This window comes from Streptomyces mirabilis, assembly GCF_039503195.1.
In the GTDB taxonomy this organism is placed as follows: Bacteria; Actinomycetota; Actinomycetes; order Streptomycetales; family Streptomycetaceae; genus Streptomyces; species Streptomyces mirabilis_D.
In genome coordinates, this window is record NZ_JBCJKP010000001.1 from 4,896,360 (window position 1) to 4,913,850 (window position 17,491).

The window sequence follows — 17,491 nt, forward strand, 5'->3', positions numbered from 1 at the left end:
TGGGGCCGCTCACGTCAGGCCCAGGGCCGGCATCAGGTAGTAGAAGGCGAACACCGCCGAGACGACGTACATCGCGACCGGGATCTCCCGGGCGCGGCCGGCGGCCAGGCGCAGTACCACGAAGGTGATGAAGCCCATGCCGATGCCGTTCGTGATCGAGTAGGTGAACGGCATCATCACCATGGTCACGAAGGCGGGCATGGCGATCGTGTAGTCCGCCCAGTCGATCTCCTTGACCGAGTGGGACATGATCAGGAAGCCGACCGCGATGAGCGCGGGCGTGGCGGCCTGGGACGGGACCATCGTGGCGGCCGGGGTGAGGAACAGCGCCACGGCGAAGAGCGCACCGGTGACGACGTTCGCGAAGCCGGTGCGGGCGCCCTCGCCGACGCCCGCCGTGGACTCCACGAAGCAGGTGGTGGCCGAGGAGGAGGTGGCACCGCCCGCGGCGACCGCGATGCCGTCGACGAAGAGGACCTTGTTGATGCCGGGCATGTTGCCCTGCGCGTCGGTCAGCTTGGCCTCGTCGCTGATGCCCATGATCGTGCCCATCGCGTCGAAGAAGGTCGACAGCAGCACGGTGAAGACGAAGAGGATGCCGGTCAGCACGCCGACCTTGCCGAAGCCGCCGAAGAGGCTGACCTTGCCGACGAGACCGAAGTCCGGGGTGGCGACCGGGTTGCCGGGCCACTTCGGGGTGGTCAGGCCCCAGGACGGGACCTTCGCGACGGCGTTGATGATCACCGCGAGGACCGTCATGCTCACGATCGAGATGAGGATGGCGCCAGGCACCTTGCGCACGATCAGCGCGAGCGTGAGCAGCGTGCCGAGGATGAAGATCAGGACGGGCCAGCCGTTGAGGTGACCGTCGGCGCCGAGCTGGAGCGGGACGGTGGTCTGGGCGACGTCCGGGATGCGCGTGACGAAGCCCGAGTCGACCAGGCCGATCAGCATGATGAACAGGCCGATACCGATCGAGATGCCCTTGCGCAGGCCCAGCGGCACGGCGTTCATGACGCGCTCGCGCAGACCGGTCGCGACAAGGAGCATCACGATGAAGCCCGCGAGGACGACCATGCCCATGGCGTCCGGCCAGGACATCCGCGGGGCGAGCTGCAGGGCGACGACCGTGTTCACGCCGAGGCCCGCCGCCAGCGCGATCGGCACGTTGCCGATGACGCCCATGAGCAGCGTGGTGAAGGCCGCGGTCAGGGCGGTCGCGGTGACCAGCTGGCCGTTGTCCAGGTGGTGCCCGTACATGTCCTTCGCGCTGCCCAGGATGATCGGGTTCAGCACGATGATGTAGGCCATCGCGAAGAAGGTGGCGAGACCGCCGCGGATCTCGCGGGGCAGGGAGCTGCCGCGCTCGGAGATCTTGAAGTAGCGGTCCAGCGCGCCCTGCGCGGGGCCGGGTCCCGGCTGGTCCGGGGCGGGGGCCTTGGTGGTGGCCGAGGTGGACATGGGTGACCTCATACGTGTGGGGCCTTGCGGGCCAGGACTGGCGCCGGGCGGGGACGGGCGCCGGGCCGGGGGAAACATGATCGAGTCTGGCCGCCGCGCGATCACCAACAGGTTTCTCAGATGTTTCTGTTGGAGTTTCGTACGAACAGAAAGAGCCAGACTCAGACCGTTTCAGTATGAACATATGAGTCCGAAATCGCTATCTCCGCGCGTAGACCGTTGGTATACAAGGGGCGCACCGGGTCCGGCGGAGCCGGGACGGACGGCCTCGTAAGCTGTGTCCATGGCGAAGTGGACCCCCAAGCACGAGGCGCCGGAGCCCCTGGAGGGCCCCGTCGTCGCCACCATCACGGGCGGCACGATCCTCTGGTTCGTCCTCTTCCTGGTGCAGCTGCCGTTCTACGGCTGGTTCGACGACCACGGGCACCTGTGGTGGGTGTGGACCTGCCTGGCCGGCGCGGGCCTCGGCCTGATCGGCATCTGGTACGTCCGTGGGCGCGACGCCGCCCTCAAGAGGGCCGCCACCGAAGCGGAGCAACAGCCCACCGCCACTACGGAGTAACCGTCCGCTGCGGCGGAGCAACCAGCTCCCCCTACAACCACGGCATCACTCGCCGCCGCTCCGGTCCTCCCCTGGTCGGATCTTTGGGGCACTCGGGGGGTGAAGCCGTATTTCCGCACGTACCGTCGAATGCATGACGCACATCGACGCGGGCGCCGAACTCGACCCTGTTCACCCCGTGCCCCTGCCCGCCCCCAAGCGGGCCCCGGGGCTGTCCGCCGCCGAAGTGGCCGAACGGGTCGCCCGCGGCGAGGTGAACGACGTCCCCGTGCGCAGCAGCCGCTCCATGGGCGAGATCGTCCGCGCCAACGTCTTCACCCGGTTCAACGCGATCATCGGTGTGCTCTGGCTGATCATGCTGTTCGTGGCGCCGTTCCAGGACAGCCTCTTCGGGTACGTGATCATCGCCAACACCGGGATCGGCATCATCCAGGAGTGGCGGGCCAAGAAGACCCTGGACTCGCTCGCGGTCATCGGCGAGGCGAGGCCGACGGTCCGCAGGGACGGGGTCGCGGGCGAGGTCAGTACGTCGGAGATCGTGCTGGACGACGTGATCGAGATCGGGCCCGGGGACAAGATCGTCGTGGACGGCTCGTGCGTCGAGGCCGACGGTCTGGAGATCGACGAATCACTGCTCACCGGTGAGGCGGACCCGGTGGTCAAGCACGTCGGCGACGAGGTGATGTCGGGCAGCTTCGTGGTCGCGGGCGGCGGCGCGTTCACCGCGACGAAGGTGGGGCGGGAGGCGTACGCGGCGCAGCTCGCCGAGGAGGCGTCCCGGTTCACACTGGTCCACTCCGAGCTGCGCAGCGGTATCTCCACGATCCTCAAGTACGTGACGTGGATGATGATCCCGACCGCGATCGGTCTGGTCATCAGCCAGCTCGTGGTCAAGCAGCACGGCTTCAAGGACTCCATCGCCCGTACGGTCGGCGGGATCGTCCCGATGGTCCCCGAGGGCCTGGTCCTGCTCACCTCCGTGGCCTTCGCGATCGGCGTCATCCGGCTTGGCCGGAAACAGTGCCTCGTGCAGGAACTTCCCGCCATCGAGGGCCTCGCCCGCATCGACACCGTCTGCCTCGACAAGACCGGCACCCTCACCGAGGGCGGCATGGACGTCACCGAGCTGCGGCCGATCCAGGGCGCCGACGAGACGTACATACGCAAGGCCCTCGGGGCGCTCGGCGAGTCCGACCCGCGCCCGAACGCCTCCCTCCAGGCGATCATCAACTCCTACCCTGACAGCGAGGACTGGCGCTGCACCGAGTCGCTGCCGTTCTCCTCGGCCCGCAAGTACAGCGGGGCGTCCTTCAGCGAGGGCAACGGAGAGTCGAGTACGTGGCTGCTCGGCGCCCCCGACGTGCTGCTGCCCGACGGGGACCCGGCGCTCGCCGAGACCGCGCGGCTGAACGAGGACGGGCTGCGGGTGCTGCTGCTCGCCAAGGCCTCGAAGGACCTCGACGACCTCAAGGTGACGGAGGGCGCCCGCCCCACCGCCCTGGTGGTCCTGGAGCAGCGGCTGCGCCCGGACGCGGCGGACACCCTGCGCTACTTCGCCCAGCAGGACGTGAAGGCGAAGGTCATCTCCGGCGACAACGCGGTCTCGGTGGGCGCGGTGGCCGGGAAGCTCGGCCTGAGCGGCACTGTCGTGGACGCGCGCCACCTTCCCGATGAGAAGGAGGAGATGGCGAAGTCGCTGGACAAGGGCACGGTGTTCGGGCGGGTCACCCCGCAGCAGAAACGGGACATGGTGGGCGCGCTCCAGTCACGCGGCCACACGGTGGCGATGACGGGCGACGGAGTGAACGACGTGCTCGCCCTGAAGGACGCCGACATCGGCGTGTCCATGGGCTCGGGCTCGGAGGCGACCCGGGCGGTGGCCCAGATCGTGCTGCTCAACAACAGCTTCTCGACGCTGCCCTCGGTGGTCGCGGAGGGACGCCGCGTCATCGGCAACATCACCCGCGTCGCGACCCTCTTCCTGGTGAAGACGGTCTACTCCGTGCTGCTGGCCATCCTGGTGGTGTGCTGGCGGGTCGAATACCCCTTCCTGCCCCGGCACCTGACCCTGCTGTCCACGCTGACCATCGGCATCCCGGCGTTCTTCCTCGCGCTCGCCCCCAACACGGAGCGGGCGAGACCGCACTTCGTCCAGCGGGTCATGCGGTACTCGATCCCCGGGGGCGTGGTCGCGGCGGTCGCCACCTTCCTCACGTATCTGGTGGCCCGTCATCACTACACCGGGCCGGGCGAGTTGGACGCGGAGACCAGCGCCGCCACGCTGACACTGTTCCTGATCTCGATGTGGGTGCTGGCGATCATCGCCCGCCCGTACACCTGGTGGCGCGCCACCCTGGTGGCCTCGATGGGCCTGGCGTTCCTCGTCGTACTGATCGTGCCGTGGCTCCAGCACTTCTTCGCGCTGAAGCTGGTGGGCGTGGAGATGCCGTGGATCGCGGTGGGCATCTCGGTGGTGGCGGCGGCCACCCTGGAGTTCCTGTGGAGATGGGTGGACCGCCGCTTTCCCGCGTGAGGCGTGCCGACAGGTGAGCCGGTCACTACCTGACGTCGATGTAGTCACCGGTGGCGTTGACCGCCGGGGTGGTCGTGGTGCCCGCGAAGGCGTAACGGTAGGTGCCGTCGACGGACGCCTTGACCGTCGTCTTCAGGGCGCCGCCACTGGTCGTCTTGATCGTCTTGACCATGGTGTAGGCGCCGGCGCCCTTCTTCTTGAACTGCAGCTTCACCGGCTGGCCCACGTAACCCGTGTACGTGCCGTACTCCCAGCTCGCGCGCGTCAGGGCGCCGGTGACCGTGATGGTCCTGCCCTTCTTCACCGGCTCCGGGGCCGCGTTCACCGTCAGCCTGGAGAGGCGCTGGAGCTTGAAGCTGCCCGCCTTCTCCTTCCAGATGAAGTTGGAGTCGTCGCCGTTGGCGTCGACCCAGGCGTCCACGTACCAGGTGCCCGCCTGGCGACGGTGGTGGTGCGCTTGCGCATGGATTCCCCCCATGGGTTGAAAGTGTCGGCTGACGAACCGGGCGAGGTGCCAAACGACGAACCCGCGCCCCTGGAGGGGACGCGGGGAACAGCACGAAACAGCTGGTGGTGACTACTGCACGTCGACGTAGTCACCCGTGGCGCTGACGGCCGGGGTCGTCGTGGTGCCCGCGAAGGAGTAGCGGAAGGTGCCGTCGACGGACGCCGTGACCGTCGTCTTCAGCGCGCCACCCGTGGTCGTCTTGATCGTCTTGACCGTGGTGTAGGCGCCGGCGCCCTTCTTCTTGAACTGCAGCTTCACCGGCTGGCCCACGTAACCCGTGTACGTGCCGGTCTGCCAGTCGGCGCGGGTCAGGGCGCCGGTGACCGTGATGGTCCTGCCCTTCTTCACCGGCTCCGGGGCCGCGTTGACCGTCAGCTTGGAGGCGCGCTGGACGTAGAAGCTCTTGGCGTTCTCCTTCTGGACGTAGTCGGCGTCCTTGCCCTGCGCGATCGCCCAGACCTTCCAGGTGCCCGCGTGCGCGTTGAGCAGCTGCTGGTTGGCCTGGATCGTGAAGGTCTCCTTGCAGTTCGCGGTCGTGCTGCTGACCGCGGTGCAGGAGGCCTTCGCGCCCCCGTTCTCGTTCGGCACGGCGCCGTTGTCGGAGTCCTCGATGTTCGCGCCGTGATACAGGATCGCGAGCGCCATCTTGATGCCGGAGTTGTCGGAGGCCGTGAAGGTGACCGTGAAGGTCTTCTTCGTGGTCGTGCCGAAGACGACCCCCTTGCCGCCGTTGACGACGACGTTGGAGATCTTGGTGTCACCGTGGGTGACGTCGGTGGGCGACTTCACCGTGTTCGGCTGAACGGTGCGGGCGAGCGAGGCGGCGCCCGGGACATCGGCGGCGTGAGCGGCCGGTACCACGAAGGCGGAGAGGGCCAGGGCGCCGGAAACGGCTGCCACAGTGGCGCGAATGCGCATGCGATCCCCAAGTGGAGAAAGGGGCCCCGGTGGTGAGTGGTCGTTCCTCACGGCTCGTCTTCCCTTGGGGCCCAAGTGATCATGGAGTCTGTTGACTCGGGTGATCTGATCCGCGAGGCGAGCGAATGGTTGTACGGCTGGTAGAACCTTTGTGTGGGTATGACGAAGGTCACAGCACGAGCCCGCCGGAGAGGACGCGAACGAACGCGCACGCCCTCCGACGGGCCCGTATGCAACGCCCTTTGACGGACGTCTGTACCCGGCCTCAGTCGAACCAGCGGTCCCGGGCCAGTTCCTCCGTGCGGGACGGGTCCTCCAGCAGGGCCGCGACCTCGAAGCGGCGCGGCCACTGTCCGGCCGCCCAGGCGAGGCCGGCCGCCACGCCCTCCAGGGTGGCGGCGTGCAGCACCCCGTCCCGCGTGCGGCGCCAGTCCAATTCGGTGCCGTCGACGACGAGTTCCTCGTGTTCGACGTACGAGATGGGGGTCGAGGGGCCCAGCAGGATCCGCACGGACTCCGGTACGTCGTGCTCGGTGCCCTCCGAGGTCACCTCGCCGGTCACCGACTCGCTGAGCCGCCGCACCTGGAACAGCTCGGCGAGATCGGCGGCGCGCGCGGGCCGTACGGGGAGCAGCGGCATGCCGCCGGTGAAGGGCAGCAGGTCGGGCGAGTCGACGACCACGGCGTCGGCGGCGTCCACGACGACCACCTCGCCGTCCACCACGGCCCTCAACTCGTCCGGCAGGGTCACCTGTTCGGGTTCGAGGTCGGCCAAGGCCCCGTAGAGGGCGTGGAGTTGCGTTCCGGAGACCTCGCGGTCGGGGTCGGCGAGCCGGTCGAGGAGTTCGGCGGCGCCGCCGGGCTCGTCCAGGAGGGCGGCCACGGACGTGCGGACGCCCAGCGCGCGCAGGACCTGCTCGTCGTTGAAACCGCTGGCGTCGGCGGCGTCGTACAGGCCGTGCAGGAGGGGGTCGCCGCCCTCCGCCCGCAGACCGGCCGGGCGGCGGCCGTCGAGGACGGGGTGGTCGCGCAGCCACCAGGCCGTGTACGGCCGGACGATCTCGTGCGTGCCGTCCGGGAGGAGGATCCGCACCGGCTGGGTGAGCGTGTCCCGCAGGGGCGGCTGGGAGAGCAGGGCGAGTGCCTGCGGCCAGCGGTCGTCGTCGACCAGGTCCAGGTCCCGTACGGCGACGATCTCCGTCGCGACCGGCGGCACCGGCGTGTCGGGCAGCCGGTCGAGGACGTCCTCGCACCACACGTCGACGGCGTCCAGCAGACCCGCGTCGTCGGGTTCGGCGAAGTCCGAGTCACGGGGCTCCAGTTCGTCCGGGTCGAGGACGACGTCGGTGGCGCGGACGAGGGTGAAGTTGGCGAGCACACCACAGGCCGCGAGCGGCTGTTCGCCCCAGCGGTCGGCCAGCTCACCGTCGACGAAGGCGAGTTCGTCCTCGCGCATGACCCGCGCGAAGGGGCTGCCGGGCAGGACGAGTTCGCCCGCGGGGAGGAGTTCGCCCTCCTCGTCGGGCAGGGCCAGGGCGCCGAGCCAGGGTTCGTCGCCGGGTTCGAGGGCGGCGTCGCGGACGAGGGCCAGGACGGTGTCCGCCAGCTCCTCCGCGTCCGGGGCGTCCTCCTCCCACGCCCCGCGCTCGTCGTCGAGCGAGGCGGCGACAGCGGCACGCACCTGGGGGGTGGTGAGCACGGCGCGAGGCGTCGCCGGGAGAGCGCCCAGCTTCTCCAGCAGGGGGTGGGCGGCGTCGGGGTGGGCGACCTTGAGGCCGAGGCGGGCGAGGGCGTCGGAGGTGGCGGCCCAGGTGTCGTCGGGAGTGGGGCCTTCGGGGAGCGGCAGCAGGATCTGGCGGGGTCCGATGGTCGTACGGCCGTCGGCGAGCGGTACGGGCAGGCCGGAGAGCCGGTCCGGGTCGACGCCGGCGAGGCTGTCGTACAGCCGCCGCCACCAGACCGGGTCCTTCTCCAGGCCGGCCAGCCGGTCCACGGCTTCGGTGAGCGGGACGCGGGCGACACCCAGCGTCCGCAGCTCCACCCGGCGTTCCAGACCGGCGGGCAGCAGGCTGGGGATCACCTCGGCGAGGACGCGCACGGTGTCGGCACCGGCGCCCTCGACGATCTCGGCGTCGCGCGGCCGCAGGGCGTCCGGGTTCTCCGCGATCTCCGCGAGACCGATCCCGATCCCGGCCGCGTCGCTCTCGCCCTCGGGCCAGTCCGCCGGAGTGTCCTGGTCCTTGGCCTGCGGGGCCGCGGGCGGCAGGAAGGCGGTGCGCGGCAGCCGGTCCAGGATCGCCTGGCGCAGGGTGCCGTCCAGCTCGCCCTTGCCGAGGGGGCCGGGCACGAGGTCGATGATCCCGGTGTCCACCGGGCGCCAGGCGGCGAGGAGTTCGGCGTAGGCGTCCGCGGCGCGCTCCACCAGGAACTCGGTGAGCGGGCCGGGCGCGGCATGGCGCCGGGTGGTGTCGAGCGGGAGGGAGGCGATGAGGAGGGCCGGCACGCCGAGGGGTTCGTCGCTGGGCGTGGGCGCGTGCACGACGGGGCTGGTACGGGGCCGGGCGGGCGTGCCGTCCTCGTCCACCGGGACGGCCCAGGTCACCGACCAGTGCGGGCGCAGGCGTTCCTCGACCGGGCGGTCGGCGAGCAGGGCGGGGTCGAGGGGGCCGTGGTGGGAGACGGTGCGGTAGGGCGTGGTGCCGTGACGGGAGTCCTCGATGGTGACGCCGTGCTCGTCGCCGCGGCGCCGCAGCGTGCGTACGTCCTCGCCGCCCTCCCCGACCTCGACGATCACTTCCTCCAGGCCCGGGAGGGCGAGCAGGAGGGCGTCGTCGATGTTCTGCAGGAGGCGCTCGGCGAGGCCCTCGGCGGCGGGGTCGCGCAGCGGGAGGATCACGACGGTGTCGTACGGGTCCGGGGCGGTGCCCTCGGCCGCGAACGGCAGCCGGAGCAGCGGCACATGACCGTCGCGCCGACGGATCTCGTCCCCGAGGCCCGGGCTGTGGCGGGCGGTGTCCGTCGCCAGTTCGCGGGCCTCGGCCAGGGACCAGCGCACCCCGCCGTGCCGGCCGACCACGGCGGGCTCGTCGGTCACCGCGAGGACGGCCGCGAAGCCGACGCCGAAGCGGCCGACGGCGGTGTCGTGCGCGTCCCGCTTCGCGGAGGCGCGGAGGGTGGCGAGGGATTCGACGCCGGCCGCGTCGAGGGGGGCGCCGGTGTTGGCCGCGAGGAGTACGCCGTCGCGCAGGGTGAGGCGGAGCCGGCCGGGGACGCCGGCGCGGGCTGCCGCGTCGGCGGCGTTCTGGGCGAGCTCGACGACGAGCCGGTCCCGGTAGCCGCCGAGGACGAGGTCCTCCTCGGCGTTGGCGTCCTCACGGAACCGGGCCGGGCTGGTGGCCCAGGCGTCCTGCACGCCGCGGCGCAGGCGGGCCGTGCCGAACGGGTCCGCGCCCTCGGCTGCCGGCCGCACGAACTTGCTCACGGTTCACTCTCCCTCTCGCTTCGTGCGATCGCGAGCGCTGGGCTCGGCCGCGGCACGAAGGTACCGCGCGGCGGAAGGGGTTCCGGCCCGGCCCACGATGCATCTCGGCCTGCGGCCCTCTCGCACCGGGGCCGGGATCCCGGATTCCGGCCTGCCCGAACCCACCCGGCCGCGGCACGCATCCCCTGTCTGCGGGCCGGTGGGGGTTGATCGCGCAGTTCCCCGCTCCCCTCCAGTGCGCTGGCGCGCATCCTCCGCCCGTCCGGCGTTCGAGGACGAGCCCTCCGGGGGGCGGAGCTCCTGGGGAGGGGTCGGGTAGGGGCGGCGGGGGCGAGGGACGTTACGAGTGGCCCAGTTCCGCCGCGGTTTCGTCGGGGGTGAGGGAGACCGAACCGGAGTCCGGGGACGGGCGCAGCGGGAAGGGGTCGACCCGGGTCTCGTCGATGACCGGAGGGGCCGGGCGGGGAGGCTTGGGCATGACCGCGGCCTCGGAGTGGCCTCCACAGCCGTAGGAGAGCGAGACGACACGCCCGTCCGCCGGAGAGAACTCGTTCGCGCAGATACCGAACGCCTGTCCGAGCGAGCCCCCGATGGGGTTCAGGAAGCCACAGCTGACGCAGGACGCGGGCGCGGCCTGGGCCATCGCCGTCTTGGGGCCGTACGACTCCTCCCAGCGATCGGCCGCGACATGCAGGCCGTAGCGGGACAGAACACGGGCCCGGCGCAGGCCGAGTTCCTCCGCGACGGCCGCGATCGAGCCGCGACGCGGGGCGAACGGCAGATGCGCGGGGGTGCCGGCGGTGACCTCGGCGTCCTCCGCCTCGACCAGTTCCGCCATGTCCTGGGAGACCGCGGAGTTCGGCGCGGGCTCGTCCTCCCCGGAGAAACCGGGCTCCAGCCGCAGATCCTCGGCGTCCGTGGGCAGCAGGTCGCCCGGGCCCATGTCCCCCGGGCGCAGCCGCTCACTCCACGGCACCCACTCGGGGGCGAGCAGGGACTCGGGGCCGGGCAGCAGCACCGTCTCGTCGAGGGTGACGAGCTTCGCGCGCGAGGCACGGGCGACGGTGACGGCCCAGCGCCAGCCGCGGTACCCGAACTCCTTGCACTCGAAGTAGTGCGTGACAACGCGGTCCCCCTCGGAGACCAGTCCCACGTGCTCGCCGACGACGCCGGGGGCGGCGGCCTCCTCGGCGGCGGTGCGCGCGAGGTCGACGGCCTCGGCGCACAGGCGGTCGGGGGTGCGGCTTCGCGTTGTCGCTGCGCTCACAGGTATCGCTTCTCTCCTACGCCGTCTCACGGGTGCGCCATTCCTCGGCGGGAGTGCGGACGGAGCGGACCGGTGGGCCGCGTCGACGTCCACGCCCGATCGCACTCGGGCGCACCTACGTCATCCATTCTGCGGGATGACCGAGAGGCGCGCGGCCGAGAACAACCGCCGCAGGCGCGCTACGCACGCTACCTTCTCCTGAGCCCTGGGCCCACACCGGCGGGGCGCTTCCGCACTCCGCACCAGGTTTCCGGACCGCTCCCAAGCAGTGTTTTCCCACCCCATACCCCCTCTCGTACGGATCGAAAAGAACCTCGCACAACCGTCGCGGTCGGCCGGAAAACGCTCCTCGCCCCCGCCCCGGTCCGGTTCGACACTCCGACACGCGACCCGCGTACGGCCCGTCACCAGCCCACTCGGCCGCCATACGCGCGGTAACCGCACTACGTACGCACTTCTCGGGGCACTATTGCGGAGTGGCAGCCGCGAGGTCGCCCCAAGGAGCCGCCGGTGTCGGCGCTGCCAAGGGCGGCACCAGAAGTGGCGGATCGGGCCGGATGACCGGTTCCGTCCGCGCGGTGGGCCGTGCCCTGCATTTCCCGGTGACCGGAACGGCGCGCGGGATCCGCAAGGCGACGCACGCGCACGGGGCGGGCGAATCCGGCCTCGGGAAACTGATCGAGCTGCACGCGGTGAACGGCGCCGGCGATGTCATGATCACCGTCGCGCTCGCCTCCACCGTCTTCTTCTCGGTGCCCACCGACGAGGCGCGCGGGCGCGTCGCTCTCTACCTCGCCATCACCATGGCGCCCTTCACCGTCCTCGCCCCGGTGATCGGCCCGCTTCTGGACCGTCTGCCGCACGGCCGCCGGGCCGCGATGGCGGGCGCGATGTTCGCCCGGGCCATGCTCGCGCTGCTGCTGTCGGGCGCGGTGGTGACCGGCAGCCTGGAGCTGTATCCCGCCGCGCTGGGCGTGCTGGTCGCGTCCAGGTCGTACGGGGTCGTACGAAGCGCCGTGGTCCCGAGGCTGTTGCCACCCCGGTTCTCCCTGGTGAAGGCGAACTCCCGGGTCACCCTGGGCGGACTCCTGGCCACCGGTGTCGCCGCGCCGATCGGGGCGGGGTTGCAGGCCCTCGGCCCGCGCTATCCGCTCTACGGCGCCTTCGTCATCTTCATCGCGGGCACGTTCCTGTCGTTCACGCTGCCGCCCAAGGTCGACTCGGCCAAGGGCGAGGACCGGGCGCTGCTGGTCGCGGACGAGGAGCATCTGCACGGACCGCACCTCATCAAGGACAAGCTGCGGCGGCCGGGGCTGCGCACCGTCGGTACGGCCGTCACCCACGCCCTAGGCGCCAACGCCGCCCTGCGCTGCCTCTCCGGCTTCCTGATCTTCTTCCTCGCCTTCCTGCTCCGCGAGCACCCGCTCACCGGCGAGAGCGCGGCCGTCTCGCTCGGGATAGTGGGCGTCTCGGCGGGCGCGGGCAACGCGCTCGGCACGGCGGTCGGGGCCTGGCTGAAATCGCGCGCCCCGGAGATCATCATCGTGACGGTCGTCGCGTGTGTGCTGGGGGCCGCGATCACCGCCGCCATATTCTTCGGGGCCGTCCTGGTGGCCTGTCTGACGGCGGTCGCGGGGTTCTCGCAGGCGCTCGCCAAGCTCTCCCTGGACGCGCTGATCCAGCGGGACGTGCCGGAACTCGTCCGTACGTCGGCGTTCGCGCGCTCGGAGACGCTGTTGCAGGTGGCCTGGGTGTTCGGCGGTGCGATCGGCATCGTGCTGCCCCTCAACGGCACGCTCGGCCTGTCCGTGGCCGCCGCGATCGTCGCCGTCGGATGGCTGACCACCGTGCGGGGGCTGCTCGGCGCGGCGCGACACGGGGGCCCGGTGCGGTCACGCGTGGCCTGAGGGCGGCACGCCGTACCCCACGTGGGGGGAGCGGTGGACGTGCCCGATAGCCTTCGGCCATGACCTCCCTGCCCCGCGGCAGAGCCGCCAATGGACATCGCCGTCGCGCCGTTGCCGCTCTCGGCGCCGTTTCCGCCGGACTTCTCGTCCTGTCCGCCTGTGACAAGCCGACGCCGCTGGCCACCATCACGGTCGGCAAGAACTCCGTGAGCTCCGAGACCGCCTGCTACAACGACGGCAAGGAGGTGAAGACCGCGGACCTGGCCAAGTGCCTCACGAGCTCGGACATCAAGTCCATCAAGGTCGACCCCGACGAGACCGTCCGGTTCGGTGTGGACCCGAAGATCGCCGACAACGGCTGGACCATCCTGATGAACGGTCAGCCGCTGACCGACTCCAGCAAGAAGACGTACCGCACGATCCCGGGCAGCGTGTTCTTCAACGCGCAGTACGGCGCGAGCGGCAACTCCACGCGCGTCTCCATCAAGGAGGGCGACAAGACGGTGACCGGGCTGTGGACCTTCAAGTTCAAGAAGGACGCCTGATCGCTGCCGCTGGGCTGAAGGTGCTGGTGGCCACCGCCGTTCCCGTGGAGAGGGACGCGGTGGCCGGGGCGTTCACTGCCACCGGCCGTTCGCTGCGGCTGCCCGGGACGACCCTGGAGCGGCTGTCCCCGGCCTCCCACGGCAGCGCTGAAGCCCGCGTGACCCTCGATCTGCTGGCCGCCGGGGTGGGGCCCGCTCCGGCCGCGTCGTCCACCGCGGCCGCGCTCACCGCGGCCGCCCTGGACGGCACCCCCTACGACCTCGTCGTCTCCACCGGGATCGGGGGCGGTTTTCAGCCTGAGGCCCCGGTGGGATCCCTCGTCGTCGCCGACGAGATCACCGTGGCGGACCTGGGCGCCGAGACCGCGGACGGGTTCCTGCCGGTCACCGAGCTCGGGTTCGGGACCGTCAGCCACCGTCCGCCACCATCACTCGTACGAGAAGTCGTGTCGGCCACGGGTGGACGCGCCGGAACCGTACTGACCGTGTCCACCATGACCGGCAGCGCCGAGCGCGCCGCCGAGCTGCGGGCCCGCCACCCGCGCGCCCTCGCCGAGGCCATGGAGGGCTTCGGGGTGGCCGAGGCGGCCGCCGCGCACGGTGTGCCCGTCCTGGAGATGCGCGCGGTCTCCAACCCCGTCGGCCCGCGCGACCGCGCCGCCTGGCGCATCGGAGAGGCTCTCGCGGCCCTCACCGAGGCGTTCGGGAAGCTCGCGCCCGTCCTGGAGAGTTGGAACCCACATGACCCAGACCACCAGCCCTGAGCAGACGCTGCAGATCGCGTACTCGCCCTGCCCGAACGACACCTTCGTCTTCGACGCCTGGGCCCACGGCCGCGTCCCGGGCGCGCCCGCGCTCGACGTGACCTTCGCGGACATCGACGTCACCAACGGCATGGCCGAGCGCGGTGAGTTCGACGTGCTGAAGGTGTCGTACGCCGTCCTGCCGTACGTCCTCGACGAGTACACGCTGCTGCCGTGCGGGGGCGCGCTGGGCCGGGGCTGCGGGCCCCTGGTCCTCACCCGGGAGCCGGACGCGGACCTGACCGGGCGCACGGTCGCCGTGCCGAGCGAGCGGTCGACCGCCTACCTGCTCTTCCGTCTCTGGGCCGCGGACACCGTTCCCGGCGGGGTCGGCGAGATCGTCGTCATGCCCTTCCACGAGATCATGCCGGCGGTACGGGACGGGAAGGTCGACGCCGGACTCGTCATCCACGAGGCCCGTTTCACGTACCAGAACTACGGGCTGCACAATCTCGCCGACATGGGCGAGCACTGGGAGCGCACGACCGGACTGCCCATCCCCCTCGGCGCGATCATCGCCAAGCGCGCGCTGGGCGAGGAGCGTCTGAAGGGCCTCGCCGACGCCGCCCGCGCCTCGGTCCGCGCCGCCTGGGACGACCCGCAGGCCTCGCGCCCCTACGTCCTCGAACACGCCCAGGAGATGGACCCGGCCGTCGCCGACCAGCACATCGGCCTGTACGTCAACGAGTTCACCGCCGACCTCGGGGAGGACGGCTACGCCGCGATCCGGGGCCTGCTCACCCGCGCCGCCGCCGAAGGACTGGTCCCGGCACTCGGACCCCACGCCCTGTCATTCCCCTGATCCCCGGCCGACGGCACGGACGGGGCCGAGGAGCTGACCAAGCTCCTCGGCCCGGATACGCTTCCGGCGCTTCCTTCCGTCCGCCCGCGGGCTACACGTCGAGTTGGTCGGCGACCGCGCGCAGGAGGCCCGCGATCTTCTTGCCGGAGGCCTTTTCGGGGTAGCGGCCCTTCTCCAGCATCGGCGTGATGTTCTCGAGAAGGGTCGTCAGATCCTGCACGATGGAGGCCAGTTCGTCCGGCTTGCGGCGCTGGGCGGCCGCGACGGAGGGGGTCGGGTCCAGGATGGTCACCGAAAGCGCCTGGTCACCGCGCTGGCCGGCGACGACGCCGAACTCCACGCGCTGGCCGGGCTTGAGCACATCTACTCCGGCGGGCAGGACCGAGGAATGAACGAAGACGTCGCCGCCGTCGTCGCGGGAGAGAAAGCCGAAGCCTTTCTCGCTGTTGAACCACTTGACCTTGCCGGTAGGCACGTCTGTCCTCGTCCTCGTACTCGTCGGAAACTGCTCTGAAACTGCACGGGCGCACACTCGGGCCGTTGCACGGGCAACGGCCGGAAACTGCCCCGGATAGCACTACAGCGGGTCGTCGGACCCGCCGGTACCAAGGCTAATGGTCCCGGGGCCGGTGACAAGACGTCGCCGGATTGTTCCTTCGCGCTGGGAACTACCCTGGTCCGGTGCGTGACAAAACCCAACCGAATTCCGCAGAGCCCGGTGACCGGCTGATCCGTGCCGGTGCCATCGTGTTCTTCGTCGGAGCCGTGGCCACACTCGTCACCGTGGCCCCGCTACTCCTCCATACGACGCCTTTTCCGACGTACATGTTCGGCTTGAGCATGCTCATGGGCGTCGGCTTCCTGATCGCCGCGGCGGGGGTGTTCCGGTCCGTCGCCGCGGGACGCCGTCAGGCCCGCGCGATTCAGGCCCGTACGGCCTCCCGGTAATCCCCCCGGTAGTCGCTCAGCCACGCCGGGAACTCCGTCAGGTCGGCCAGCACGACATCCGCGCCCGCCGCGCGCAACTCCGCCGCGTCGCACGGGCCGGTGGCGACCGCGACGGAGTACGCGTCCGCGGTGCGCGCGCCGCGGACGTCGCCGGTGTGGTCGCCGACGTACACGCTCGCGCCGTGCTCCCGCAGCGCCTGCGCCTTCTGCTCGGCCCACAGGTTGCCGACGACCGCGTCGGCGTCGATGCCCAGGTGGTCCAGATGCAGCTTGGCGTTGGGCTCCCACTTCGCGGTGACGACGACCGCGCGCCCGCCCGCCGTGCGGACCGCCGCGACGGCCTCGCGGGCGCCGGGCATCGCGAGTGTGCCGGTGATGGCGTGCACGGGGTACATCTCGCGGTAGAGGTCGGCGATCGCGGGCACCTGGTCCGCCGGGAACCAGTTGATCAGCTCCTCCGCCAGCGGCGGTCCGAGCCGCGTGATGGCCAGGTCGCAGTCGATGTACGTCCCCGTGCGCTCCGAAAGCGCCTGGTAGCAGGCGTGGATGCCGGGGCGGGAGTCGATCAGGGTCATGTCGAGGTCGAAGCCGACGGTCAGCAGGTGGGGAGTCCGGGGGGTCGTCGATGCGATAGGCATATGGACCATTGTGCCCACGCGCCCAGATGCCCATGTGGTGGCCGGTGACGGCCCGTCGCGCGGGTCAGCGGCGTCGCTGTGAGCGCCACACCAGGTACAGCGCCGAGGCCACGGCCGCGCCCCTGACCACCCACGGCCAGGTCTGCGCGACCGCCTCGTTCATGTGCCCCTTGACGATCGGATCGCCCCAGCGGCCGTCCGTACGGCCCCACAGCCAGACGACGCCCGCCGTCACGGCCAGCCCCGGCATGCCGAGCACGGCCCACTTCGACTCGACGGGGCTCAGCCGGCGGGAGGCCCAGGCGATGAGCCAGCCGAGGCCGAAGGCGAACCAGTTGCCGAGGACGGCGCCGACGACGAGGAGGACGGCGGCCAGCAGAAGGAGGGGGTTGCTCCAGCTGCCGGGGCGGGGGAGGCGGCGACGGGCCGCGACGGCGACGTCGGGCTCTTCGACGAGGGCGGGCTTCTCGGCCTTGGGCGACTTGCGCACCTTGGCCGACTTGGAGGGCCTGGAGGGCTTCGGCCCCGCTTCCTCGACGGAGTCGGATTCGTCCTCGTCGTCGTCCTCGTGCCTCGGTGGTGGCTTGAGCAGCTCGGGGATCTCCACACCGCCGACGAAACCCGGCACGCTGTCCCCCAGCCCGAACGGGCTGGTGTCCTTGCGCCACCAGTCCGGATCCGCGGAGCTGTCGCCCAGTTCGTGCGTGCTCGCGAGGTGGGGCGGGGAGGGGGCGCCGTCGGCCTCGGTGGGGCGGGGCGCGGGTTTCGGCTCCGCCGGGCGGGGCCTCGGGACGACTCGGCGCAGGCCCTTGGGGCGGTCGTCGGCCTCGCCGGCGCGCTGGGTGGGGACGGCGGCCCAGGTGTCCGTACCGGCCTCGGAGGCGCCCTCGCGGGCGGCGGCGACGATGTCGTCCGGGGTGCCGAGGCGGGAGAGGATGCGGCGGACGGCGGCCGGGCTGTCGACGGGGGCCTTCGCCCGGCGTCGGTCGATCTCGTTGCGCAGCTCCGACACGAGTCGCATGCGGGTGGCCGAGGGCAGCTGGCGCTGCTGGGCCAGGTCTCCGACGCGGCTCAGATAGTCGAATACGAGCTGGTCGCTCTCAATCCCCACGAAGTCC

At 71.2% G+C, this 17,491-nt stretch carries 14 protein-coding genes and 1 pseudogene; 7 read left to right on the forward strand and 8 right to left on the reverse strand.

Annotated elements, in window-relative coordinates; translation table 11 throughout:
• Nucleotides 1–9: 9 nt before the first annotated feature.
• The gene (locus tag AAFF41_RS22580; protein WP_343324533.1) at nucleotides 10–1,461 is read right to left on the reverse strand and encodes an NCS2 family permease; all 1,452 of its coding nucleotides are present in this window, start codon (nucleotides 1,459–1,461) and stop codon (nucleotides 10–12) included.
• A gap of 283 nt (nucleotides 1,462–1,744) precedes the next feature.
• Between AAFF41_RS22580 and AAFF41_RS22585 the strand changes: the two genes are divergently transcribed.
• Both AAFF41_RS22585 and AAFF41_RS22590 read left to right on the forward strand, forming a co-directional pair.
• A complete protein-coding gene (locus AAFF41_RS22585; protein ID WP_075027055.1) occupies nucleotides 1,745–2,023 on the forward strand; it encodes a DUF2530 domain-containing protein in 279 nt (92 codons plus the stop codon).
• A 133-nt stretch (nucleotides 2,024–2,156) separates the two neighbouring features.
• Nucleotides 2,157–4,556 (forward strand): cation-translocating P-type ATPase, encoded by a 2,400-nt coding sequence (locus tag AAFF41_RS22590; protein WP_319748751.1) that lies wholly within the window; start codon nucleotides 2,157–2,159, stop codon nucleotides 4,554–4,556.
• 25 nt (nucleotides 4,557–4,581) lie between these two features.
• Here AAFF41_RS22590 and AAFF41_RS22595 read toward each other — a convergent pair.
• From AAFF41_RS22595 to AAFF41_RS22610, 4 genes and pseudogenes are all read right to left on the reverse strand, one after another.
• Nucleotides 4,582–4,992: pseudogene (locus tag AAFF41_RS22595) on the reverse strand (calcium-binding protein); the annotation flags it as partial.
• A gap of 141 nt (nucleotides 4,993–5,133) precedes the next feature.
• A complete protein-coding gene (locus tag AAFF41_RS22600; RefSeq protein WP_343324534.1) occupies nucleotides 5,134–5,982 on the reverse strand; it encodes a DUF5707 domain-containing protein in 849 nt (282 codons plus the stop codon).
• A 265-nt stretch (nucleotides 5,983–6,247) separates the two neighbouring features.
• Nucleotides 6,248–9,463 (reverse strand): sacsin N-terminal ATP-binding-like domain-containing protein, encoded by a 3,216-nt coding sequence (locus tag AAFF41_RS22605; protein WP_343324535.1) that lies wholly within the window; start codon nucleotides 9,461–9,463, stop codon nucleotides 6,248–6,250.
• A gap of 340 nt (nucleotides 9,464–9,803) precedes the next feature.
• On the reverse strand, nucleotides 9,804–10,730 hold the full coding sequence (locus AAFF41_RS22610; protein ID WP_319748748.1) for a DUF3027 domain-containing protein: 927 nt from the start codon (nucleotides 10,728–10,730) through the stop codon (nucleotides 9,804–9,806).
• A gap of 476 nt (nucleotides 10,731–11,206) precedes the next feature.
• On the opposite strand from AAFF41_RS22610, the gene AAFF41_RS22615 reads away from it, so the two are divergent.
• The 4 genes from AAFF41_RS22615 to AAFF41_RS22630 are packed head-to-tail and all read left to right on the forward strand — an operon-like array spanning nucleotide 11,207 to nucleotide 14,787.
• Nucleotides 11,207–12,637 (forward strand): MFS transporter, encoded by a 1,431-nt coding sequence (locus AAFF41_RS22615; protein WP_319748747.1) that lies wholly within the window; start codon nucleotides 11,207–11,209, stop codon nucleotides 12,635–12,637.
• Between the two features lie 59 nt (nucleotides 12,638–12,696).
• Nucleotides 12,697–13,182 (forward strand): DUF2771 domain-containing protein, encoded by a 486-nt coding sequence (locus tag AAFF41_RS22620; RefSeq protein WP_319748746.1) that lies wholly within the window; start codon nucleotides 12,697–12,699, stop codon nucleotides 13,180–13,182.
• 26 nt (nucleotides 13,183–13,208) lie between these two features.
• Entirely contained in the window at nucleotides 13,209–13,946 is a 738-nt protein-coding gene (locus AAFF41_RS22625) for a futalosine hydrolase (RefSeq protein WP_319748745.1), read from the forward strand.
• Nucleotides 13,924–14,787 carry a 1,4-dihydroxy-6-naphtoate synthase gene (locus AAFF41_RS22630; RefSeq protein WP_319748744.1) on the forward strand — a complete coding sequence of 288 codons (864 nt, stop codon included), beginning with the start codon at nucleotides 13,924–13,926 and terminating at the stop codon, nucleotides 14,785–14,787. Before AAFF41_RS22625 ends, AAFF41_RS22630 begins: the two co-directional genes overlap by 23 nt.
• A gap of 91 nt (nucleotides 14,788–14,878) precedes the next feature.
• Here the strand turns inward: AAFF41_RS22630 and AAFF41_RS22635 are convergent, their stop codons facing one another.
• Nucleotides 14,879–15,262 (reverse strand): cold-shock protein, encoded by a 384-nt coding sequence (locus tag AAFF41_RS22635; protein ID WP_054235168.1) that lies wholly within the window; start codon nucleotides 15,260–15,262, stop codon nucleotides 14,879–14,881.
• A gap of 206 nt (nucleotides 15,263–15,468) precedes the next feature.
• Here AAFF41_RS22635 and AAFF41_RS22640 point away from each other — a divergent pair, with 206 nt between their 5' ends.
• Nucleotides 15,469–15,735: a hypothetical protein gene (locus AAFF41_RS22640; protein WP_060901737.1), complete on the forward strand. Its 267-nt coding sequence runs from the start codon at nucleotides 15,469–15,471 to the stop codon at nucleotides 15,733–15,735.
• On the opposite strand, the gene AAFF41_RS22645 is transcribed toward AAFF41_RS22640, so the two are convergent.
• Complete coding sequence (locus tag AAFF41_RS22645; RefSeq protein ID WP_319748743.1) at nucleotides 15,711–16,382, reverse strand: HAD family hydrolase; 672 nt, start codon at nucleotides 16,380–16,382, stop codon at nucleotides 15,711–15,713. The two genes, AAFF41_RS22640 and AAFF41_RS22645, sit on opposite strands and share 25 nt — an antisense overlap.
• A 55-nt stretch (nucleotides 16,383–16,437) precedes the next feature.
• Nucleotides 16,438–17,484 carry a hypothetical protein gene (locus AAFF41_RS22650; protein WP_343324536.1) on the reverse strand — a complete coding sequence of 349 codons (1,047 nt, stop codon included), beginning with the start codon at nucleotides 17,482–17,484 and terminating at the stop codon, nucleotides 16,438–16,440.
• Nucleotides 17,485–17,491: the final 7 nt, after the last annotated feature.

Coding starts and splice junctions, on each gene's coding strand:
- AAFF41_RS22580 (WP_343324533.1), bottom strand. CDS start 1,461: ATGTCCACCTCGGCCACCACCAAGGCCCCCGCCCCGGACCAGCCGGGA.
- AAFF41_RS22585 (WP_075027055.1), top strand. CDS start 1,745: ATGGCGAAGTGGACCCCCAAGCACGAGGCGCCGGAGCCCCTGGAGGGC.
- AAFF41_RS22590 (WP_319748751.1), top strand. CDS start 2,157: ATGACGCACATCGACGCGGGCGCCGAACTCGACCCTGTTCACCCCGTG.
- AAFF41_RS22600 (WP_343324534.1), bottom strand. CDS start 5,982: ATGCGCATTCGCGCCACTGTGGCAGCCGTTTCCGGCGCCCTGGCCCTC.
- AAFF41_RS22620 (WP_319748746.1), top strand. CDS start 12,697: ATGACCTCCCTGCCCCGCGGCAGAGCCGCCAATGGACATCGCCGTCGC.
- AAFF41_RS22630 (WP_319748744.1), top strand. CDS start 13,924: ATGACCCAGACCACCAGCCCTGAGCAGACGCTGCAGATCGCGTACTCG.
- AAFF41_RS22645 (WP_319748743.1), bottom strand. CDS start 16,382: ATGGTCCATATGCCTATCGCATCGACGACCCCCCGGACTCCCCACCTG.